General features: G+C 42.4%; 21 protein-coding genes and 1 riboswitch. Of the genes, 12 read left to right on the forward strand and 9 right to left on the reverse strand.

Features of this window, described 5'->3' with window-relative positions:
- Positions 1-62: 62 nt before the first annotated feature.
- The 6 genes from HUS26_RS10980 to HUS26_RS11005 form a co-directional block, all read right to left on the reverse strand.
- A complete protein-coding gene (locus tag HUS26_RS10980) occupies positions 63-560 on the reverse strand; it encodes a GyrI-like domain-containing protein (RefSeq protein ID WP_173917189.1) in 498 nt (165 codons plus the stop codon).
- A gap of 126 nt (positions 561-686) precedes the next feature.
- A complete protein-coding gene (locus HUS26_RS10985) occupies positions 687-1253 on the reverse strand; it encodes a GNAT family N-acetyltransferase (RefSeq protein ID WP_173917190.1) in 567 nt (188 codons plus the stop codon).
- A 12-nt stretch (positions 1254-1265) separates the two neighbouring features.
- On the reverse strand, positions 1266-1808 hold the full coding sequence (locus tag HUS26_RS10990) for a GNAT family N-acetyltransferase (protein WP_173917191.1): 543 nt from the start codon (positions 1806-1808) through the stop codon (positions 1266-1268).
- A gap of 24 nt (positions 1809-1832) precedes the next feature.
- Positions 1833-2447 (reverse strand): class D sortase, encoded by a 615-nt coding sequence (locus tag HUS26_RS10995; RefSeq protein ID WP_173918816.1) that lies wholly within the window; start codon positions 2445-2447, stop codon positions 1833-1835.
- Positions 2448-2580: 133 nt separating this feature from the next.
- Entirely contained in the window at positions 2581-3534 is a 954-nt protein-coding gene (locus HUS26_RS11000) for a DUF6612 family protein (protein WP_173917192.1), read from the reverse strand.
- A gap of 440 nt (positions 3535-3974) precedes the next feature.
- Entirely contained in the window at positions 3975-7022 is a 3048-nt protein-coding gene (locus HUS26_RS11005; protein ID WP_173917193.1) for an efflux RND transporter permease subunit, read from the reverse strand.
- 370 nt (positions 7023-7392) lie between these two features.
- Positions 7393-7437, forward strand: a riboswitch (PreQ1 riboswitch).
- Positions 7438-7520: 83 nt separating this feature from the next.
- On the opposite strand from HUS26_RS11005, the gene queC reads away from it, so the two are divergent.
- From queC to queE, 3 genes are read left to right on the forward strand one after another with little or no spacing between them, the layout of a single operon-like run.
- Positions 7521-8183: a 7-cyano-7-deazaguanine synthase QueC gene (gene queC, locus HUS26_RS11010; RefSeq protein ID WP_173917194.1), complete on the forward strand. Its 663-nt coding sequence runs from the start codon at positions 7521-7523 to the stop codon at positions 8181-8183.
- A gap of 1 nt (position 8184) precedes the next feature.
- Positions 8185-8652 (forward strand): 6-carboxytetrahydropterin synthase QueD, encoded by a 468-nt coding sequence (gene queD / locus HUS26_RS11015; RefSeq protein ID WP_173917195.1) that lies wholly within the window; start codon positions 8185-8187, stop codon positions 8650-8652.
- Positions 8645-9376 (forward strand): 7-carboxy-7-deazaguanine synthase QueE, encoded by a 732-nt coding sequence (queE, locus tag HUS26_RS11020; RefSeq protein ID WP_173917196.1) that lies wholly within the window; start codon positions 8645-8647, stop codon positions 9374-9376. The genes queD and queE overlap by 8 nt, the downstream gene beginning before the upstream one ends.
- Before the next feature lie 24 nt (positions 9377-9400).
- On the opposite strand, the gene HUS26_RS11025 is transcribed toward queE, so the two are convergent.
- Together HUS26_RS11025 and HUS26_RS11030 are read right to left on the reverse strand one after the other, a co-directional pair.
- Positions 9401-9568, reverse strand: coding sequence for a YqaE/Pmp3 family membrane protein (locus HUS26_RS11025; protein WP_173917197.1), 168 nt, complete (start codon positions 9566-9568; stop codon positions 9401-9403).
- 15 nt (positions 9569-9583) lie between these two features.
- Positions 9584-10285, reverse strand: a complete 702-nt coding sequence (locus tag HUS26_RS11030; protein WP_371809577.1) for a phosphatase PAP2 family protein — start codon at positions 10283-10285, stop codon at positions 9584-9586.
- Between the two features lie 331 nt (positions 10286-10616).
- Here HUS26_RS11030 and HUS26_RS11035 point away from each other — a divergent pair, with 331 nt between their 5' ends.
- The 9 genes from HUS26_RS11035 (at position 10617) to HUS26_RS11075 (ending at position 20106) form a co-directional block, all read left to right on the forward strand.
- Positions 10617-11441, forward strand: a complete 825-nt coding sequence (locus HUS26_RS11035) for a M55 family metallopeptidase (protein ID WP_173917199.1) — start codon at positions 10617-10619, stop codon at positions 11439-11441.
- A gap of 11 nt (positions 11442-11452) precedes the next feature.
- Positions 11453-12385, forward strand: a complete 933-nt coding sequence (locus HUS26_RS11040; RefSeq protein ID WP_173917200.1) for an ABC transporter permease — start codon at positions 11453-11455, stop codon at positions 12383-12385.
- Between the two features lies 1 nt (position 12386).
- Complete coding sequence (locus tag HUS26_RS11045) at positions 12387-13340, forward strand: ABC transporter permease (RefSeq protein WP_254434178.1); 954 nt, start codon at positions 12387-12389, stop codon at positions 13338-13340.
- Between the two features lie 5 nt (positions 13341-13345).
- Complete coding sequence (locus HUS26_RS11050) at positions 13346-14344, forward strand: ABC transporter ATP-binding protein (protein ID WP_173917202.1); 999 nt, start codon at positions 13346-13348, stop codon at positions 14342-14344.
- 32 nt (positions 14345-14376) lie between these two features.
- Positions 14377-16008 (forward strand): peptide ABC transporter substrate-binding protein, encoded by a 1632-nt coding sequence (locus HUS26_RS11055; protein ID WP_173917203.1) that lies wholly within the window; start codon positions 14377-14379, stop codon positions 16006-16008.
- 72 nt (positions 16009-16080) lie between these two features.
- The gene (locus HUS26_RS11060; protein ID WP_173917204.1) at positions 16081-17004 is read left to right on the forward strand and encodes an LD-carboxypeptidase; all 924 of its coding nucleotides are present in this window, start codon (positions 16081-16083) and stop codon (positions 17002-17004) included.
- 19 nt (positions 17005-17023) lie between these two features.
- A complete protein-coding gene (locus tag HUS26_RS11065; protein WP_173917205.1) occupies positions 17024-18118 on the forward strand; it encodes a dipeptide epimerase in 1095 nt (364 codons plus the stop codon).
- A 27-nt stretch (positions 18119-18145) separates the two neighbouring features.
- Entirely contained in the window at positions 18146-19090 is a 945-nt protein-coding gene (locus tag HUS26_RS11070; protein ID WP_173917206.1) for a C40 family peptidase, read from the forward strand.
- On the forward strand, positions 19090-20106 hold the full coding sequence (locus tag HUS26_RS11075; RefSeq protein WP_173917207.1) for an ABC transporter ATP-binding protein: 1017 nt from the start codon (positions 19090-19092) through the stop codon (positions 20104-20106). The genes HUS26_RS11070 and HUS26_RS11075 overlap by 1 nt, the downstream gene beginning before the upstream one ends.
- Positions 20107-20246: 140 nt before the next feature.
- On the opposite strand, the gene HUS26_RS11080 is transcribed toward HUS26_RS11075, so the two are convergent.
- Entirely contained in the window at positions 20247-21224 is a 978-nt protein-coding gene (locus HUS26_RS11080; RefSeq protein ID WP_173917208.1) for a dienelactone hydrolase family protein, read from the reverse strand.
- Between the last annotated feature and the right edge of the window lie 61 nt (positions 21225-21285).

Consider the following 21285-nt stretch of genomic DNA (forward strand, 5'->3'; position numbering starts at 1 on the left):
CATTATATATCCCAGCTTCTTAAATTGTCATATGATATTTACAAAGCTTTAAACTCACTGTATTATTTTTCAGCCGATTTCATTATCGGGATCAAAATATCAAAATGTGGGTCCTCGAGATCACGATTAGCGGGATATCTTTCATATTTAATTGGCAATTTGTCATAATATTCAACTTCCGGCTCTGCATACGGAACATAATCACTTTTTTGCAGCCATTCGTAAATACGTTCATAGGTACTACCAATGTTTTGACCTTTTTTATGTGAAGTCAATAAATAAGTCAGCGCAGGAACAACTATTTCAACCATATCTTCAGGTATTTGCTGCTTACCTTCTACCTCGAAGACCGAGTAATGAACAAATCCATCTGGTCTTATATGATAAGAAAGGCCTAATTGCACTTCTGGATCGACAGATAATGGCAGTTCATTGACCCGCTTATTCATAGAAGAGATTACTTTTTTTAATGAATGTATTTCAGTATAAGGGCCTTCCCACCTTAGCCCGATACCTCGATAGCCAGGCAGATTGGCAATTTTATATAGTGACTCTCCCATGCTTTCCCTCGCTCTCATATGTAGAATATATCCCCTCTTACATATATTAATAAATTTCTGGAATCGTGCTGGGATTTCCTTCTTTTACTTTACCTTTATCGATCAGTTAAGACAGTTTTTTTATGATTAACCCTTTATAATCTTTGAATAAATACAAGTATCTCTTAGCTCTTCTCCATCCAAAGATAGATCGTCATTTTGAAGAACTCCTTCTAATACAAACCCCAGCCGTTCAGGCACAGCTCGGCTTTTTGAATTTTTGGCATCACAGCGGATTTCCACCCGCTTAGCATCGAGCTCACTAATAGCGAAGTCCGTGATTCCGGTAACCGCCTCTGTTACATATCCTTTCCCGCTAAACCGTGAATCTCCCCAATATCCAATTTCAAATTTCCGGACTTGCCAATCCATCCGGTGAAGACCGGAAGAGCAGACAAGCTGACCTGTATCTTTTAAGAAAACAAGGAACCTTAAGTCTTCACGCTTTAAAAACCGGATATGGGCATGCCTAATATTGGCTTCTGTCTCTTCTTCTGTTTGTTCATGGTGGGCAAAAGGAAGCCAAGGCTTTAATTCATTTCTGGAAGCTTGAATGGACTCGTATACAGCCCTGCCATCCCCTGGCTTGGGCATCCGAATCAGCAGCCTCTCTGTTTCAAAATGATCTGGGAAATCAAGAAGTATTGAATCCATTTATTTATCTCCTTACTCGTCTTCTGGGTTTATTAACGCAAGCATTTGGTGGTCTTCCCACTTGCCGTTAATTTTCACATTTTTCCTGGCAATCCCTTCTTTATGAAAACCTGCTTTTTCTAAGACTCGGATGGACGCAATATTCCGGGGCATAACTCCTGCTTCAATTCTATGTAACTGCAATTCTTTAAAAGCGTACTCCACAATTAGCTCTACTGCTTCAGTCGCAAATCCGTGGCCATTATGTTTTTGGTCGATAAAATATCCGACAAAGGCTCCCTGAAGAGATCCCCGCAGAACTTGAAAGAGGTTGATCGTCCCTGCTAATTGGTCATCCTCCTGCTTAAAGATACCGAAATAATAGCCATCGTCCTTCAGCATTTCTTCATGAAAGTCCTTAATCCGGCTTCTTTGTGTATCCTCAGAGTAAAACTCATCTCCCCGCTCCATGGAAAACTTTTCAAAAAAAGCACGATTGTCACGCTGAAATACGGCCATATCTTTTGAGTCTTCCACCTCGAGCGGTCTAATATAAACTTTCTTTCCTTTTAACATAGTCTCTCTCCCTTCATTGTTCCGCTACATTTCTGATGTCTTAACTAATTCAGACTCAATAATATAGCGATCCGGTGCATTCCCTAAAAACTCAAATGGATAACAGGTTGTTAAAGTAAGAGTAGGTTCTTCTTTATCAACGACAACAGAGCGGTCATCAGCATCAGTAATCCATATTTTCTGAATTTCATATTCATATCTCTTTCCTTCAAACTCGAGAAATAAAGTGTCTCCTTCAGCTACGTTTTTCAACTCGGAGAAAACCGTATCCCTATGCCCGCTCAATACGGTATGCCTCTCTTCTTCCGGAGTCGTCGTCCATTCGCTGACATACATTCCTACACCCTGTTGTAACGTATCATCGTCAGCACCCCAGTACGTTCTATAACCCTTTTCAAGCTTTGGAATAACCAGTCTTCCAACCTGTTCCCCCTTAGTTAAACGATCAATTTCATCACTCATCTTACTGGGAACTTGAGGCGCCGTTGTACCTTCTGCTTTATCTGGACCTTCTCTTTTTTTTATCGGTTCTTCACTTGTTTTTTCAGAGGACTCTTGCCACTCTTGGAGCTCTTCTTCAGGGACAGATTCCACCGCCTGACTGCTCTTCCACCACTGAAACCCATAATAACTGACCATGAAAACACCAAGGGCTATTATGATAAGAGATACCTTTTTCACATTCGTTCACCTCACTTCCTTTTATCTTACAATAAATAGGAAAAAGCCGCATACCCTTATGCGGCTTTTTTCTTATAAAATTAATTATGACTTAAGAGACACTCGGCTTTCTGCTTTTTAAAAAGAAGACAAATGCTCCCCCAAGCATCAAAGCAAGACCGGTAAGTGCAAGAGTCGGATATGGTGTGGCTGTATTCGGAAGTTCTCCCCCTTCCATAGCGCCGCTCTCCATTTCCTCAGGAATCATGTCATCCATAGGTACAGCTGAAGAAATTACTTCTTCAGGTACAGTAATTTTACCGACTCCATTGAAATTATCCATCGTCATATGCATATTCAGTACAGTATTTGTGGTCTCGCCTTCCATATTCATCTCCATGTCCATATCCATCATAAGCTCAGTCATATAATAATTTTCTTTATTTATCGTCACTTCGTAATTGATATTGTTAATCGTCATTTGGTTCATAAGCTCACTCATCATAGCGGAAGACTCACCTTCTGGCATCATCGAACCAAGCATCTGCTGGGAAGCCTCCATAATAACTTCCCCATCACCTTCATATGTTAACAGATAAGTGCCCCCCTGATCTTCAACACTCATCTCCTTACCCAGCGCTTCCGCCTGGTCCATCTGCTGGTCGACCATTCCCATTCCTGCCATTTCGCTTAATGAATTGCTTAATTCATCCGGCAGTTTGATCCAGCCTTCCACAGGATCCTCCTGGAAGAAACCTTTCTCTGTAAAATAGGACTCTACGCTGACTTCGCCCTGGTCAGGAATAGTAGTAGTAACCACTTGATGCATGGCAAGAGGATTGACAGTAATATCAGCATCTGACTGTGAGGATAAAGTAACGGTTTCACCGCTCATATTCATCGTCTGCTCCATCTGCATTTGAGTAGAATAACTTTCAAGCTGGGCCATAGCTTCATTTGACTTCTGCAAAACTTCCGTCGCACCCATTTCCGCTGCGGAAAAATGAGCTGGTGCTGCTAACAATAAGACTGCAGCAAAAGCAATTGAGGTTAATCTCTTAAACATTTAAACACTCCTGTTATTTTTATTGCAAAACAAATAGAGTGATAACGTACAACTATGTAGTGACTTGCTGACTGGAAGGCCGCATCTTCCATTCATTTTACTAATTCCTTTGTTCCCTTTCTAGTTATTACTAAACATATTTCTTCTATATTTGATATTTTTTTACAAAAAATAAGGACTTAATAATTGGTTAATTAATCACGATATACTTTTTCTAATCAACTAATGGAATCTTATTGGGATCCCTTAGAAAATCAAATATAATTTCAATTTGCTTATATGTATTTCTTTTTAAAGACATCCGGCAAATCATCCCCTACCTGATTTTTATCAGGCTGACTGCCCGTGCTTCTGACTACATAATAATGTGTCTACAGCTTTAAATGTTTCACAAACTTGGAAAAAGCGAAAATGCAGAATATGCACTTTCGCTTTTTTAGTTAACTGGCTGATTCGGTCTCTTTAATAACCGGTTCTTTAGTTTTTCTCCTTTTCCAAAAACGAAAACGAATGTTACTAAACAAGCGATAGACCGCCGGAATAAGTAATAAAGTAATAACCGTGGCGAACATCAGACCGGAAATAATTACCGTCGCCATTGGTGCTTGATAGTTTCCTGCTGATCCAGTGGCTATCGCAAGAGGAAACATCCCGGCTGCGGTAGTTAATGTTGTCATAAAGATAGGACGGATTCTATTTTTTCCTGCTTCAACGAGGGCCTCTTCCACTGGAAGCCCTTGGGTGCGAAGCTGATTTGTCCGGTCAATATAAAGAATTGCATTGTTTAAGACGATTCCTATTAACATGATAACACCCATTCCGGACATGATGCTCAGTTCTCTTTGGGTAACGACTAGACCGAGGATCACTCCTACGATGGTCATTGGTATAACAGACATCACGATAAGCGGATGAGCTAAGTGGTTAAATTGGACCGCCATAACTAAGTAAACAAGGAATATGGCAATTCCAAGTATTATGATCATTTCCTGAATGAGCTCTTGCTGCTGTTCTAAATCTCCAGTAACCGATAGAGTGTACCCTGCTGGTGCTTCATAATCATCAATTAAATTCTGGACTTCGCGATTAACGGTACCTAGATCTGTATTTTCTATATCAGCTGAGACAGTGACAAACCTTTCACTATCCAAATGCTTAATTTCATTTGGTGCTTCAACTTCCCTTAATTCTATAAAAGTGGAAAGATTCTTTTCCCCTTCTGAAGTAATTACTTCCATATCCAAAAGTTCTGATTGAGAAGCAGTGTTCTCTTCCCATTTCACTACAATCGGGATATTCTCTTCTTCTATACTCATTTCGCCAGCCGGCATCTGAGCCATGGACTGTTCAATATACTGCCTGACTTGGCCGTTCGTAAGTCCAGCGCCTGCAATAGCTGCTTCTTTTAAAACAATTTCCTGTTCAATGGAGGTCCTTTCATTAGAACTGGATACTCCTACGATTCCTTCAATACTCTCTAAGTCTTTCATAAAATCTTCACTTATCGTCTGCAGTTCTGCAAACTCTTCCCCTTTAATATTAACTTGGACGGGGTAAGCAGAGCCTCCAGACATAGCACTTTGAACAGAGTTAATTGGTAAGGAGTCTTCTAACTCCCTTAGGGAACTTAAAATATTCTCATTTACTTTTTCTTGTTCAACCGTAATGTCGTTTCCTTTTGTCATATTAATGATGGAGTAAAACATACCTCCGCTATCAATTAAATAGTTTGTTTCAACGTCCTTTACATTCGACAATTCCCTATTTATTTCCTGAGCAATTTTTTCTTTGTCTTGATTGGTAAGTCCCATGTCTAGATCGACCATCAGCTCCGTATAGCGATTAAATACATCAGGCATAATCGTCATTGGTATTTTAGTGACAAGCGTAAGCGAACCTGCAAACATGATCGTAAAGATAGAGATGACGGCAAAGCTGTACCTTTTCTTTTTTACTACCCATGAAACCATTCGGCCATATCCGTTTATCAATTTACCTTCTCGCTGTACTCCTTTTGATTGAGGAAGCCTTAAATATTTCTCGGAAAGAGAAGGGATCACAGTAAAGGAAACGATAACTGAACTAATGAGGGTAATGGCCACGACGACAGACAGCATAATCATAAAAGTACCCATCTCTCCGCCAAGCAATCCTATCGGCACAAATACCACTATCGTGGTAAGCATGGATGCTAATACAGCTGTTCCAACTTCCTTTGTTCCTTCTAGAACCGCTTGGATATTCTGTAACCCTTGTTCCTTTTTCCTATAGATGGATTCAAGAATAACGATCGAAGAGTCAACCATCATCCCTACCCCTAACCCTAGGGCAATCAATGTAAGCATGTTAAAACTGTAGTCAAGCAGCCACATCGAAGCAAAAGTCAATAGAATCGATGTGGGAATCGTGAGTCCAATTATAAAGGTTGCTCGAATATTTCTAAGGAACAGCAAAAGAATAATGATCGCTAAAATTCCACCTATGAGAATATTAGAAGTCACGCCATCCAGAGATTCTTCTACATAATCCGCCTGGGCAACAATTTCATTTACTTCCAAGCCTTTGACTAATCCTTCGTCTTTCATTTCTTGGACTTCTGCCCGCACTGCTTCTGTCATTTCAATCTGTGTGAAATCAGAGGTACGGCCGATTTGTAAAAAAATGAAATCGCTTGATCCATTCTTATAAACGAAAGAAGCATTCTTTACTGGCTGAAGGGAGACTTTTGCCAGCTCACTTAGTTCGACAGATCCGGTTTCAATAGGAATTTGAATGTTTTCTACTTCCTCCACACTCTCAAGCTGGGTATTCCAGCGGAGTGTGGGAGATTCTTCTTCCTCACTTAACTCGCCTAAGGTTAATTCCTGGTTAGATTCCTCAATCGCCCCAACGATCTGTTGAAGATTCAGGCTGTTTTTAGCTGCTTCATCACGGTTAAACTCAATCGTTAATTCGTTTTCAGCAGCACCCGAAAGTGAAACATCGCGGACTTCAGATAAACCTTCCAGTCTCGGCTTTAGTACATCTTCTGCAAAAGTGGTAACCTGCTTCATGTCCTCTCCAGATACATCCATGAAAAATTCGTACCCTGTCGTCGTTCCGTATTGTCCGGCTTCCACCTCTTTAATGGCTGAGTTCTCTAAGGCTGCCGCGTTTACTAAGGATTCTACTTCCTTATAAACCTCGTCCCCTTCCCCCTCTTTGAACGTTAACTGGAACGAGCTTCTTCCCATGTTGGTCGTTGAGGTGATTTCCTCCACCCCTTCAATTCCTTGGAGCTGTTGTTCTAAAGGATCGGTTATCGATCGCTCCACTTCGATGGCTGCTGTATCTCCTGCAAGCACCTCTATGTAACCTCCATCCATGGTTACCGAAGGCAAAAGCTCTTTATCCAGCTTAAGTAATGAATAACCTCCCACCATAAGTACCAGCACAACCATTAGACCCACTAAAATCTTTCGTTGAACTATAAACCTTAATAAATTCACAAAGCCCCTCCTCATCCCAAATGATCACTTTAGTTCTACAATTTTACAATTATATAAATACTATGACCTGCCACCCCCTCCTGTTGAATGAAAATCTTGTTCACGTTTGTTACTTTTATCATACTTGCGTTTTCGAGTAATGCTAATGAGCCTGAGACCTATCTTTTATAAGACCACAGACTTATATATGAAAATTTCATCTAAATTAGACTTTCCTTTATTATGGATGTTTAAGGAGGGGCGCGCGGCTTATTAGCGAAAATCAAGAAATACTCCCGAACCTTAATTACAAGCAAACCATCATTTCAATCCCCAAGATTTATGTTATAATAAGCAATAGGATAAATTATTATAAAAGTCTGCGGATCAAGCAGGAGAGGTTCTAGCTACACCCTCTATAAAAAACTAAGGATGGAACTGTACCTGCCTTAGGTGCGGTTTTTTTATGTTTTTTGGGTTAGTAGAATTCTCTTTTTCTTATGAAAGGGGAATTTTTTTATGAAAAATAATAAAGCAGTTGTTGTTTTTAGCGGCGGACAGGACAGTACGACCTGCTTGTTCTGGGCCCTGAAAAAATATGATGAAGTAGAAGCCGTAACATTTGATTATAACCAGCGCCATAACGACGAGATCGAAGTGGCGAAAGAAATTGCGAGTGACCTCAGTGTAAAGCATCATGTGTTAGATATGTCCTTGCTGGGCCAACTCGCTCCTAACGCTTTGACGCGTGAGGATATTGAAGTGAAGGATGGTGAGAACGGAGAGCTCCCAACCACTTTTGTACCGGGACGCAATCATCTTTTCTTATCCTTCGCAGCGATCCTTGCCAAGCAGATTGGCGCTAAACATGTCATTACCGGAGTCTGCGAAACCGATTTTAGCGGCTACCCGGATTGCCGGGATGTTTTTATTAAATCTCTGAATGTAACGTTAAATTTATCCATGGATGATGAGTTTGTTGTTCATACACCTCTTATGTGGCTTGATAAGGCAGAAACATGGGAGCTTGCTGATCAGTTAGATGCTTTTGACTATGTCCGTGAAAATACGCTTACTTGCTACAACGGAGTACGCGGTGAAGGCTGCGGAGAATGCCCGGCTTGTAAGCTTCGTCAAAATGGATTAGAAACTTACCTTAATAGAAAAGCAGAGGTGCAATAACATGTTCGGCTTTACGATCGTAGAGAATCTCCAAAAGATGGACAAAGATATTCAAAAACACGAACTTAGATACCATACCAAGCGTGTTCTTGTCAGCAAAGAGTTTACGTTTGACGCAGCCCATCACCTTCATTGTTATGAAGGCAAGTGTAAGAACCTTCACGGCCATACGTATCGAGTCGTTTTTGGAATCAGCGGTTACACAGATGGTATTGGCTTAGTAATCGACTTTGGAGATATTAAAAAAATTTGGAAAGACCAAATTGAAGTTCACTTAGACCACCGTTACTTAAACGATACGCTGCCTAAGATGAATACTACAGCCGAAAATATGGTCGTCTGGATTTATGAAAAAATGCAGGAAGCTCTTACAGGCGAACGCGAGGATTATCACGTCGAGTTTGTGAAGCTTTATGAAACGCCGACAAGCTACGCAGAAGTCAGACGGGAGTGGATGATCGATGGCTAACAAATTCCCGGTCTTAGAAATATTCGGCCCAACGATTCAAGGAGAAGGAATGGTCGTCGGCCGAAAGACAATGTTTGTCCGGACGGCGGGCTGTGACTATAGCTGTGCCTGGTGCGATTCAGCCTTTACATGGGATGGAAGCGCCAAAGAAGAAGTTCGCCGCATGACGGCGGAAGAAATCGTACGGGAACTTAGAGAGACGGGCGGTAACAAGTTTGATCATGTGACCGTTTCAGGAGGCAACCCGGCCCTTTTAAAAAATCTGCATGAAGTCATCGGCCTGCTTCACGCACAGCAGGTGGAAGTCGCCCTTGAAACCCAGGGAAGCCGATGGCAGGATTGGTTTTTAACGATTGATGATTTGACTATATCTCCAAAGCCCCCCAGCTCCAAAATGGAGACCAACTGGGAAGTGCTTGATGATATTATCGATAAACAAAAAGAAAACAGCCGGCTGTCCCACACGAGCCTTAAAGTAGTGATTTTTGATGAGGAAGATCTCTACTACGCGGAAAAAGTACACGAACGGTACCCGGATGTGCCGTTCTTCCTGCAGGTAGGAAACGATGACCTCGAGGAAGAAGAGCCGGTGCGCCTAGCTTCAGACCTGCTCACTAAATATGAATGGCTGATAGATCAGGTGATGGAGTCAGCTTCATTAAATCACGTAAGAGTTCTCCCTCAAGTGCATGCATTGTTATGGGGTAATAAGCGCGGTGTATAAAAAAAGCCCGGTAGCTGTAAAATGCTACCGGGCTTTTTCCTTATCATAATGGCCTTTTATTATAACTGCTGCATGAATCGCTCCCGGAACAAAAAACAGGGCCGTTAACAGCAAATTCAGTAATGCTTTTCCAATCTGTCCTGTAAATAATACGGCTACCGGCGGTAAAAAGATAGCTAAAATATAAAGCATGCTTAAAAACTCCTTTTATTGTTTTCTTAATTGACGTTTCCTTTGCCTCCACAACATCAGTTCCAAAGCTGTAATACAGATCAGCAGCCAGGAAATTCCGATCGTCAACCCTCCCAGAATATCCGTAAAATAGTGGACGTTTAAGAAGACCCGGCTTAAAGCTATTAAGAGTATCAAAAGGCCTATGCCAATATTAATGGACCATTTAGCCGGCTTTTTTAATGGACTGATAACAATAAGGTAAATCATAAATCCATAAAATACGGATGATCCTGTCGTATGTCCGCTCGGAAAACTATATCCCGTTCCATCATACTGGTCGAGTAATTCCGGCCGATCCCTCGCAAACAAAATTTTCAAACCTTTTGTTAGTACGGAAATCCCTATCATACTAATAGCTAAGTATGCGGCCACCCACTTACTGACTGGGATAAAAAAGATTAAGCCGACAAACAAAATAATCGATAAGATCGTAATTAAAGTAACAGACCCGCCCTCCGTAATCCATCCCATTGCTTCTATGATCCAGGCAGGACTTTTACTTACAATATCTGCGGCCACGATATCAATGGCAAACTTTTCGTTTTCTAATACATCATCAGCCAGTTCTATAAATAAAACTCCGCCGCTTCCGACTGCCAGGAGGCCTATGATAATAGTAAATATGGAGGTTTTGGAGAGATCCGAAACCTTAGTTTCAGAAAATAACACGGTCATCCTCCTTAGGTTGAACGATGCGATAGAATCCTATTCCCCTATTGTCTTACGATCAAACGAGTGTGTTATCTAAAGGATGTCCAGGTTCTTTTTTAGCGAATCTCTTTTCACTTTTGGCATTCCTTCACGCTCTTTCAGCGGTTTCCCTCTCCCTTTCGGCGTTTTCAACATCACTGAAGTGTCGAAAACTCAAGCAATAAGTAAAATACTTTTTCAAAATTAATGTAATTAAAACGTAATATTTTTTTAAAGCAGATTGCCTTTTAAAGGAAATATTGATAAAATTATTAGAAAATTACTAATTTTATACACATCGCAAGGGGGTACATAAATGAAGCTTTACCTTTCCGTTGACATGGAAGGAATCACTGGATTACCGGACGCTACCTTTGTTGATTCAATGAAGCCGAATTACTCAAGGGCTCAAAAAATCATGACAGAGGAAGCGAACTACGTTATCTCTTCAGCTTTAAGTCAAAATGTCAACGAAGTGACGGTCAATGACAGTCATTCCAAAATGAACAATTTACTTATTGAACATATCCACCCGGAGGCTCATTTAATTACAGGGGATGTAAAGCCTTATTCAATGGTACAGGGGCTGGATGAAACATATAACGGAGCATTATTTATCGGGTATCATTCAAGGGCTGATCAGCCAGGTGTAATGTCGCACTCCATGACCTTTGGAGTCCGCAATTTTTATATAAACGATGTCGCTGTTGGGGAGCTTGGGTTTAATGCCTATGTAGCTGGCTATTATGGTGTCCCCCTGATTATGGTCTCAGGAGATGACAGGGTAGCTGAAGAAGCGAAACAACTGATCCCAAATGTGATCACCGCTACTGTGAAGCATTCAATCTCAAGATCAGCCGTAAAAACGTTAACTCCAGTAAAAGCGGGAACGCTTTTGCAGAAAAAAACGGCAGAAGCTATACATAACTTGAAAGACATTCGGCCGTTAACACCGCCTGAGAGGCCGCTGCTTAGAATTGAATTTGCTAATTATGGACAAGCCGAATGGGCAAACCTTATGCCAGGTACAAAAATAGATCCCAATACTACTACTGTCTCCTATCAAGCTAAAGACATATTAGAAGCATATCAGGCTATGCTCGTTATGACAGAGCTAGCGATGCGGACGACTTTTAACTAGGAGGAGCAGGAATGGGAAAATACATATTTAAACGATTTATTCTTATGCTGGTTACAGTATTAATCATAGCTACTTTAACTTTTTTCTTAATGAATCTGCTTCCTGGTTCTCCACTAAATGAAGAACGTTCAACAAACGAAACCGTTCAGCAGAATCTGGAAGCCCACTTTAATCTCGATGAACCTCTCATCGTGCAATACGTTTTATATTTAAAATCCATTGCAACACTGGACTTTGGTCCATCGATTAAGCAGCCGACAGAAACTGTGAATTCCTTGTTGAATCGAGGATTTCCTATTTCAGCTGAGCTGGGAATATGGACGATTCTAGTTGCCCTGGTTTCCGGTATTACACTCGGAGTAGTGGCAGCCTTAAAACACAATGGAATTATCGACTACCTTGCTATGACGCTTGCCGTTCTTGGGATATCGATTCCTAACTTTGTATTAGCAACCATGTTAATTCAGGAATTGGCCGTAAACCGAAATCTGTTCCCCGCAGCAACATGGAGCTCGCCAGCCCATATGGTGCTTCCGATATTGGCACTGGCTACAGGGCCTATGGCTATCATTGCCCGCTTGACTCGTTCAAGCATGCTGGAAACATTAACCCAGGATTACATTAAAACGGCCAGAGCTAAGGGACTTTCACCTTTTAAAGTCGTCGTCAAACACGCACTAAAAAATGCCCTCATGCCAGTTGTGACTATACTTGGCACATTGATGGCCGGAATTTTAACAGGGACGTTCGTTATAGAAAAGATTTTCGCAATCCCAGGGATGGGCAAATATTTCGTCGAAGGTATAAATCAGCGAGATTACCCCGTCATTATGGGAACCACCGTTTTTTACAGTGCTTTCCTTGTCTTCATGCTTTTCTTAGTGGATATTGCTTATGGACTTTTAGACCCTAGAATCAAGTTACACGATGAAGGTGGTGGCTGATATGCTTCCTGTTACTAAAGAGCAAAAGCCCAATTATTCCGAGATCCCGGATGAATGGTTTCGTCCAAAGGAGAAGGATGAGAAGGAAGCTGAATCCGTCGTGCGCCCTTCCCTATCTTACTGGCAGGATGCCTGGCACAGGCTCAGGAAAAATAAGCTTGCTATGTCCGGATTATTTTTCTTAATCTTCCTTGGCATCATGGCGATCTTCGGACCGATCTTTTCGCCTCACTCAGTTTCCCACCAGGTGCTGGCGAACCAGAATCAGGCGCCTTCCTTAGCCCATTGGTTTGGAACAGACGACCTTGGCCGTGATGTTTTCACAAGGACGTGGTACGGTGCTAGAATCTCACTATTTGTCGGCTTAATGGCAGCAATGATTGACTTTTTTATAGGTGTTACATATGGAGGGATTTCCGGCTATAAGGGAGGCCGGACGGACAGCATTATGATGCGGATTATTGAAATTTTATATGGACTGCCTTATCTGCTCGTTGTTATTTTGCTGCTCGTTGTAATAGGGCCAAGCCTTATGACGATCATCATAGCGTTAACTGTAACCGGATGGGTCGGGATGGCCCGTATTGTCCGGGGACAGGTACTGCAGATTAAGCACAATGAGTTCGTCCTTGCCTCCCAATCTTTTGGAGCGAAGACAAAACGGATTATTCGCAAAAATCTGCTGCCAAATACCATGGGACCGATTATTGTTCAAATGACACTGACTGTGCCGACAGCTATTTTCGCTGAAGCTTTCCTAAGCTTTCTCGGGCTAGGCATTCAATCTCCGTTTGCCAGCTGGGGCGTTATGGCAAACGATGCTCTTGGAACGATTCTATCTGGCCACTGGTGGCGATTATTCTTCCCGGCCTTTTTCATTTCCGCCACCATGTTCGCGTTTAACGTATTAGGAGACGGATTACAGGACGCACTGGACCCTAAATTGAGGAGGTAGCTTCTATGAAGAAAATACTCGACATTCAAGACCTCCACGTGGCCTTTCAAACTTATGGCGGTGAAGTCCAAGCTGTGCGTGGAGTAAATTTAGAACTCAATAAAGGAGAAACACTAGCCATTGTTGGAGAATCAGGCTGCGGCAAGAGCGTAACAGCCAACAGCATTATGAAGCTCATCCCTTCTCCTGCCGGCAGGATCAAACAAGGATCGATCACTTTTAAAGGCAAGGACATTACCAAAATGTCGAATAAAGCAATTCGAAAGGTGCGCGGGGTCGATATTTCTATGATTTTCCAGGATCCAATGACAGCACTAAATCCGACGCTAACCATTGGTAATCAGTTGACCGAAGGAGTTAAGCAGCATCGAAAAATTTCTTCAAAACAAGCGAACCATCAGGCGATCGACATGCTGAAACTCGTCGGAATTCCTAATCCTGAAGAAAGAATGAAGCAGTACCCCCACCAATTCAGCGGCGGCATGCGACAGCGGATTGTCATCGCAATGGCTCTAATCTGTGAACCTGAATTGTTAATTGCTGATGAACCAACTACCGCTCTTGATGTCACGATTCAGGCCCAAATTTTACAGCTGTTTCAAAAAATTCAGCGGGAAACCGGGGTCTCCATTATTTTAATTACCCATGACCTCGGAGTAGTAGCTAAAATTGCCGACCGCGTTGCAGTTATGTATGCAGGAAAAGTCGTGGAAACCGGTACGAGAAGGGACATCTTCTACCGGCCGAAACATCCTTACACCCAAGGGCTGCTTAATTCAGTTCCTCGCCTTGACCAAAAAGGAGAAAAACTGGTTCCGATAGACGGCACTCCTCCCGACCTTTTTTCTCCGCCAGAGGGATGTCCATTTACTGCACGGTGTCCAAAAGCGATGGAAGTTTGTTCAAGGGTTTACCCTTTTCACTCAGAACTCAGCGATACACATACGGTAGACTGCTGGCTTCAGGATGAAAGGGCTAAAAAATATATAGCTTCATCTAGTTAGGAAAATCTTTTATTTGAAAGGGGAAAATGAGTATGAAGAAATGGTTGACCGTTTTACTAGGCTTATTGTTTGTAGTCATGCTTGCCGCCTGTACAGCTGATGAAAGTGCAGGTGAAGACAACAACAGTGAGGGCGGAGAAGAATCCAGCAGCAGCGACACTTCCACCCTTCTGCTGAACAATGGAACTGAACCAACGTCGCTTGATCCTCCGATTGGATTTGACGCAGCTTCCTGGAACGTGTTGAACAATTTAATGGAAGGTATGACCCGCTTAAATCAAGATCATGAACCTGAAGAAGCAACAGCCGAGTCAATTGAAGTTTCTGATGACGGCACAGAATATACATTCACTATTCGTGAAGATGCTAAATGGTCAAATGGTGACGATGTAACGGCAGAAGATTTCGAATTTGCATGGAAACGTTTATTAGATCCAGAAACGGCTTCTCCTGCTGCTTTTCTCGGTTATTTTATTGAAGGCGGCGAAGAGTTTAACACTGGGGATGGTTCAGTAGATGATGTAATGGTTGAAGCAACTGGGGATAAAGAGCTTAAAGTAACGCTTACCGCTCCTACGAATTACTTTTTAAACATTATTTCAAACCCTGCTTTCTTCCCGATTAATAAGTCGGCAGCTGAAGAGAATGAAGAATGGTTTACAGAAGCCGATACTTTTGTCGGCAACGGTCCTTTTACTCTTGCTGAGTGGGAACATGATAAAGAAATGGTATTAGAGAAAAATGAGGAATATTGGGATGCAGATACCGTACAATTAGAACAGGTTAAATTTGCAATGGTAAATGACCCTAATACGGAATATCAAATGTACGAAAGTGGAGATCTTGATAACTCCGAAATCCCTGCTGACCTTGCTGACCAACTCCTCGACAGTGAAGATGTTACGATTCAAGACCAGGCTGGAAACCAGTTCTATCGTTTTAATGTAAATGAAGAGCCTTTTCAAAATGAAAAAATACGTAAAGCTTTAGCTATGGCGGTTAATCGTGAGGATATCGTCAACTACGTTACGAAAATGGGCGAAGAGCCTGCTTATGGATTTGTTTCTCCTGGCTTCAACGACGCTGACGGCAACGATTTCCGTGAACAAAACGGTCAGCTTGTTGAATTCCACCCGGAAGAAGCTAAGAAACTCCTTGAAGAAGGTATGGAAGAAGAAGGCTATGATGAACTGCCTGAAATCACCCTTACTTACAATACAGATGAAACGAACAAGAGCATTGCTGAAACCATTCAGGAAATGTACAGTGAAAACCTGGGCATCGATGTCACCTTGGAAAACACAGAGTGGAACGTATTCCTAGAGGATCAGAAGGCTTTAAATCATCAGCTTTCGAGAAGCTCTTTCCTTGCTGATTATGCGGATCCAATCAACTTCCTGGAAAGCTTTATCACCGATTCTTCTATGAACCGTACCGGATGGTCTAATGAAGAGTATGATGAGCTGATTGCCAAAGCGAAAGAAGAAACTGATGAACAACAGCGTTTCGAATACATGTATGAAGCAGAGAAAATTTTATTTGAAGAAATGCCGATCTTCCCTATCCACTTCTATAACCAAGTACACCTGCAAAAAGAGAACGTAGATGGCATTGTCCGTCACCCTGTAGGTTACATGGAGTTGAAATGGGCTGCAAAAAAATAAAGAAACCAATTTGAGGACCCATACATCTGTATGGGTTCTCCCCTGCTTTTTCACAAAATAGGAGGCTAGACGATGATCCATCCTAAACGATTAAAGCCCGGTCAAACGATAGGTGTTATAGCTCCAGCAAGTCCTCCCAATCTAGCGAATCTGCACAAGGCGATTCCTTTCTTTAACAGCTTAGGTTTACATGTAAAAATCGCTCCGCATGTTTCCAGTAAATATGGCTACCTTTCAGGAACCGATGAAGAACGGCTGTATGACCTTCATCTCATGTTTTCCGATCGCACAGTTGATGCTGTTTTTTGTGCAGGCGGAGGTTATGGCACGAGCCGTATAGCTGATCAGATCGATTATAAGTTAATTAAACAAAACCCTAAAATTTTCTGGGGATACAGCGATATTACTTTTTTACATACAGCCATCCGCCAAAAAGCCGGGCTCGTTACATTTCATGGACCGATGCTCAGCTCGGATATTGGCAAAGATGATTTTGACCCTTTTTCTACCTTAATGTTTAATCAATTGTTTCACCCCACCGAGCTTACATACACTGAAGCTGTTAATTCCTTACATACTCTTTCAGAAGGCGAAGCATCGGGAGAGTTAGTCGGCGGAAATCTGTCTTTAATCGTCAATTCGATCGGCACTCCTTATGAAATTAATACAAAAGGAAAACTGCTGCTGATCGAAGATGTAGGGGAAGAACCTTACCGCATTGACTCGTTTTTAAGCCAGCTTAAGCTTTCTGGTAAATTAGCAGAAGCCGCAGGGATCGTAGTAGGAGATTTCAAAGATGCCGAACCAAAGAAAAGAGAAGATTCTTTAAGTTTAGAAGAAGTGTTCGATCACTATTTCTCCGGCTTGGACGGTCCGGTATTATCCGGTTTTAAGATCGGCCACTGTCTTCCCCACTATGCAGTACCGCTTGGTCCAAAAGCTGAATTGTCCAGTAAGACTAAAACATTAACCATCCAGCCCGGTGTGGTCTGGTGAAGAGAAAGCGTGCGGATTTATGATCATTCAATCGATAGAAACCTACCGAATTGCCGTTCCATTAAAAAAGCCGTTTAAAACTGCCTTAAGAACGGTCACTGTAGCAGAGTCCATCTATGTAAAAGTAATTTGCGACAATAAAATAACCGGCTTTGGAGAAGCACCTCCTACCCACGTGATTACAGGAGAAAGCCTATCCAGCATTGAATACGCGGTACAAAGTATTTTAAAACCTGCCATTTTAGGGAAAACACTCTTAAATAGAGAAGAGCTTTTCCAAACTCTTCATCATAGTTTAATAGGAAATCCAAGTGCGAAAGCAGCCGTCGATATGGCCCTTCATGACTGTCTTGCCCAGCATTGCCAGCTCCCTCTCTATCAGCTTTTAGGAGGTTATCAAAACCAGTTGGAAACGGATTACACTGTCAGTGTTAATGAGCCGGACGAAATGGCATCTGATGCTAAGCAGTATATTGCCGATGGATTTAACATTTTAAAAATTAAAGTAGGCAAAGATGAAATCGAAAAAGACATCCGGCGAATTAAGGCAGTCCGTGACACGATCGGCCCTTCCTCTGTCATTCGCCTTGATGCCAACCAGGGCTGGACAGTGAAGGAAGCTATTTATGCAATACGCCGCATGGAGAATCTTGACCTGGGAATTGAACTTGTCGAACAACCAGTGCCCGCCCACGACATTGATGGTTTAAAACAAGTGTCAGATCACACATTTATCCCTATTATGGCTGACGAAAGTGTGTTTTCCATTCACGATGCCAAAAGAGTCCTTGAAACGAAAAGTGCTGACATGATCAATATTAAGCTGATGAAAGCCGGAGGTATTTATCAGGCACTAAAGATTAATCAGCTGGCAGAAGCCTATGGAATTCCTTGCATGGTCGGCAGTATGATAGAAACGAAGCTTGGGATTACAGCCGCTGCTCATCTTGCGGCCAGCCAAAAAAATATTATTCACTTTGATTTTGATGCTCCGCTTATGCTTTCCTTTGACCCCGTCGGCGGCGGTGTGGTTTATAACAAAAACTTTATCACCTTGCCAGCCGATCATGGATTAGGAATACAATCTATGGAGCTTGAACGCATTCACGTCTAGAAAAAAATTGAAAGAGGAGGGAACCTGATGACTCAAGCAGAAGCCACTCGCACGACATGGGTGGTCCAAGTACCTGTGGCCACAGTATGGACCTCTTCGGAATCCGCCCGATCGATAGATTTACCGGGGGTTTCGAATCCATCAAAAATTAAGGAATGGCTGGATCAATTAACCTATGAAACAAGCCTGGCACTCAGTGACGATAACCTCGTACAGTCCCAGCTGCTTTATGGGGAAGAAGTAATTGTTGATAATATTGAAGGTGAGTGGGCCAGTGTTGTAATTCCCACCCAGCCTTCGAAAAAAGACGAGCGAGGCTATCCAGGTTATGTTCCCGTACGACAACTCAAAGAAATTCCAGAAGAAGAATGGACAGGAAACGGAATTGCTGTGGTGATTAAAAACACCACACTTTTAATTGATGATAAAGGCGAGCCGATGTTTGAAATCAGTTATCTGACCTCCCTTCCTGCGATATCAGAAGAAGGCGAGTTTATTAAAGTAATAACTCCGCACGGCATCGGTCTGGTGCCTGCACAGGATATTTCTATTTACCCTTCAAGAGAACATATCCCTAAAGGGAACGGAGAAGCTATATTAAAAGCTGGAAAAACATTCCTTGACCTTCCCTATTTCTGGGGCGGCATGAGTTCTTATGGATATGATTGTTCAGGCTTTGCTTATAACATGCATAAAGCCAATGGATATGTAATTCCACGGGATGCGACCGACCAGGCGGCCAGCGGTGAAGAGATTAAACTCGATGAAGTTCAGCCTGGGGATCTTTTATTTTTCGCCTATGAAAATGGCAAGGGAAACATCCACCACGTTGGCATCTATTATGGTGATGGACAAATGATTCACTCCCCTAAGACAGGAAAAACCATCGAAATTATCCCTTTAAAAGGGACAATCTATGAAAACGAACTATGCTCAGCCAGAAGATATTGGAAAGAATCGGAGGATCGTTGATGAAAGAAGAAAAAACACTCCAGGTCCGTAACCTGAAAAAGCACTTCCATCTAGGTAAAGGGAAAACCCTGAAAGCCGTAGATGGTGTTAGCTTTGATATATATAAAGGGGAAACATTCGGCCTTGTCGGTGAATCGGGATGCGGGAAGTCTACAGCGGGAAGAACAATTATGAACTTGTACAAACGGACAGACGGGCAGGTGCTTTTCAACTCCCGTGATGTCCACTCCCTTGATACAGTAGACAGTTTTAAATTAAAGAGACAGATGCAAATGATTTTTCAGGATCCCTACGCTTCCTTAAATCCACGGTCTACGGTCGCAGATATTATTTCAGAGCCGATGATAGTTCATAAACTGTACAAGACAGAAAAAGAGCGGTTAAGCCGTGTCTATGAATTATTAGAAGAAGTCGGGCTGAATCGCGACCATGCGAACAGGTACCCGCATGAATTCAGCGGAGGACAGCGTCAGCGGATAGGAATTGCACGGGCGCTGGCGCTTGACCCAGATCTTATTATTGCCGATGAACCGATTTCCGCACTCGACGTTTCGGTCCAGGCCCAGGTTGTTAATCTTCTCGAAAGAATTCAGGAGGAAAAAGGCCTGACCTATTTATTTATCGCCCATGACCTGTCGATGGTTCAGCATATTTCAGACCGCATCGGCGTTATGTATTTAGGGCATATGGTCGAGCTGACAACAAGTGAGCAGCTTTACGACAAGCCGCTGCATCCTTATACGCAGGCTTTGCTATCGGCCATCCCTATTCCTGATCCTGATGTGGAAGACAGCCGGGAACAGGTGATTATCGAAGGTGAGCTTCCAAGCCCCATCGATCCGCCAAGCGGCTGTGTGTTTAGAACACGCTGTCCGTTTGTCATGAAAGCCTGCGCAGAGATAAAACCGATGTGGCAGGAAATCGAAAATGGACACTTTGCGGCCTGCCACCTTTATAATGATGATATTGAAGATAAAACGCCTATTAAGGGTCAGCCCAGCTTAATAAAAAGTTAAAAAAAGAGATCTGAGCTTATCGTTCAGATCTCTTTTTAAATAAGGTCCAAACTATTTAAATTTTGTGATTTCTATGATTTTACCGCGGTTATCAGGATTTGCCCGCGAAAATCAGCTTTTAGCCGCGAACAAGGTACCGATCATTTTAGCATTTCCTTCAGCCAGTCCAGTGATTTTCTGCCGCTTACTTTATGACCTCCTTCAAATACATCAATAGCCAGACAATCAGATGCACCCGCGTCACCATAAATCCCTTTTAAAATATGATAGGCTTTCTCCGCTTCAACGGATGGAAAAGTCGTGTCTTCTCTTCCTGTTTCGATAAAAAGTGGACGCGGGGCGATTAACTCCAATATTTCCGGCAGCTCGCCCACTTGAAGCAATCCGGGGATATAGTTATCTAAACAGTGGTCAGAAGCTAAGATACTCCCTTTAAAGGTTCCGGCAAACCCGCTTAATACCGCAGCATCAATACGTGAATCTAAAACAGCTAAAAGTGCAGCAATCCATCCTCCTCCAGAAAAACCCATCACTCCAATTTTTCCTCTCTCCTCTTGCCTGATTATGTCCAGCGCTCCCTTCATTTCAAAAACTCTCAGTCCGGCCAAGGTTTTGCTATTCATTAGGAGATGAACGGCCAAACGATAGCAGGAGTTCACGTTCTCCTTTTCTTTATCCTTTTGAAGCCTTCGTTCACCAAATCCTATCATCTCCGGGACATATACCGTAAGACCCCTACGGACGAGCGAGACTGCAAAGTGTTTATGCAGGCCGTTATCTAAGGAGCAAAGCTTCCCTTCTTTAGACAATCCTGCAAGTTCCCTACTTCCATAGCCATGACCATGAATCGCAAGAACACTACCGCCTGTTTTTTCTTTTGGCGTAAATACATAGATAGGCATTTCAAGCCCGGCGGTTGTATTTAAATAGTGCCTCTCTCTTTTGTAATCTACGTAGGTTTCAGTCTCCCGTTCCGCTTTCCTCACTTGAAGTGACGTTTCCTCAAATTTACCCAGTAAAGAAGCCAGTGATCTTTTCATGTCTTCCCTGGATCCTTTTCTCTGTCCAACAGCTTCACTATATAATCCCTCAAGATAATCATCGGTGTTATTGCCCATAGCTGACCTCCTTCCTATAAAAAAAGTCCCGCTTAACTTTAGCGTTAAACCGGACTTTTTC

It is taken from the genome of Halobacillus sp. Marseille-Q1614, from assembly GCF_902809865.1.
Taxonomy (GTDB): domain Bacteria; phylum Bacillota; class Bacilli; order Bacillales; family Halobacillaceae; genus Halobacillus_A.

Excerpts from the sequence above, each read along its gene's own strand:
- HUS26_RS10995 (WP_173918816.1), bottom strand. The coding sequence starts at position 2,447 with ATGGTCAGTTATTATGGGTTTCAGTGGTGGAAGAGCAGTCAGGCGGTG.
- queE (WP_173917196.1), top strand. The coding sequence starts at position 8,645 with ATGGCTAACAAATTCCCGGTCTTAGAAATATTCGGCCCAACGATTCAA.
- HUS26_RS11045 (WP_254434178.1), top strand. The coding sequence starts at position 12,387 with ATGCTTCCTGTTACTAAAGAGCAAAAGCCCAATTATTCCGAGATCCCG.
- HUS26_RS11025 (WP_173917197.1), bottom strand. The coding sequence starts at position 9,568 with ATGCTTTATATTTTAGCTATCTTTTTACCGCCGGTAGCCGTATTATTT.
- HUS26_RS10990 (WP_173917191.1), bottom strand. The coding sequence starts at position 1,808 with ATGTTAAAAGGAAAGAAAGTTTATATTAGACCGCTCGAGGTGGAAGAC.
- HUS26_RS10980 (WP_173917189.1), bottom strand. The coding sequence starts at position 560 with ATGGGAGAGTCACTATATAAAATTGCCAATCTGCCTGGCTATCGAGGT.
- HUS26_RS11000 (WP_173917192.1), bottom strand. The coding sequence starts at position 3,534 with ATGTTTAAGAGATTAACCTCAATTGCTTTTGCTGCAGTCTTATTGTTA.
- queD (WP_173917195.1), top strand. The coding sequence starts at position 8,185 with ATGTTCGGCTTTACGATCGTAGAGAATCTCCAAAAGATGGACAAAGAT.
- HUS26_RS11065 (WP_173917205.1), top strand. The coding sequence starts at position 17,024 with ATGATCATTCAATCGATAGAAACCTACCGAATTGCCGTTCCATTAAAA.
- queC (WP_173917194.1), top strand. The coding sequence starts at position 7,521 with ATGAAAAATAATAAAGCAGTTGTTGTTTTTAGCGGCGGACAGGACAGT.
- HUS26_RS11080 (WP_173917208.1), bottom strand. The coding sequence starts at position 21,224 with ATGGGCAATAACACCGATGATTATCTTGAGGGATTATATAGTGAAGCT.
- HUS26_RS11070 (WP_173917206.1), top strand. The coding sequence starts at position 18,146 with ATGACTCAAGCAGAAGCCACTCGCACGACATGGGTGGTCCAAGTACCT.
- HUS26_RS11075 (WP_173917207.1), top strand. The coding sequence starts at position 19,090 with ATGAAAGAAGAAAAAACACTCCAGGTCCGTAACCTGAAAAAGCACTTC.
- HUS26_RS10985 (WP_173917190.1), bottom strand. The coding sequence starts at position 1,253 with ATGGATTCAATACTTCTTGATTTCCCAGATCATTTTGAAACAGAGAGG.
- HUS26_RS11060 (WP_173917204.1), top strand. The coding sequence starts at position 16,081 with ATGATCCATCCTAAACGATTAAAGCCCGGTCAAACGATAGGTGTTATA.
- HUS26_RS11030 (WP_371809577.1), bottom strand. The coding sequence starts at position 10,285 with ATGACCGTGTTATTTTCTGAAACTAAGGTTTCGGATCTCTCCAAAACC.
- HUS26_RS11040 (WP_173917200.1), top strand. The coding sequence starts at position 11,453 with ATGGGAAAATACATATTTAAACGATTTATTCTTATGCTGGTTACAGTA.
- HUS26_RS11055 (WP_173917203.1), top strand. The coding sequence starts at position 14,377 with ATGAAGAAATGGTTGACCGTTTTACTAGGCTTATTGTTTGTAGTCATG.
- HUS26_RS11050 (WP_173917202.1), top strand. The coding sequence starts at position 13,346 with ATGAAGAAAATACTCGACATTCAAGACCTCCACGTGGCCTTTCAAACT.
- HUS26_RS11035 (WP_173917199.1), top strand. The coding sequence starts at position 10,617 with ATGAAGCTTTACCTTTCCGTTGACATGGAAGGAATCACTGGATTACCG.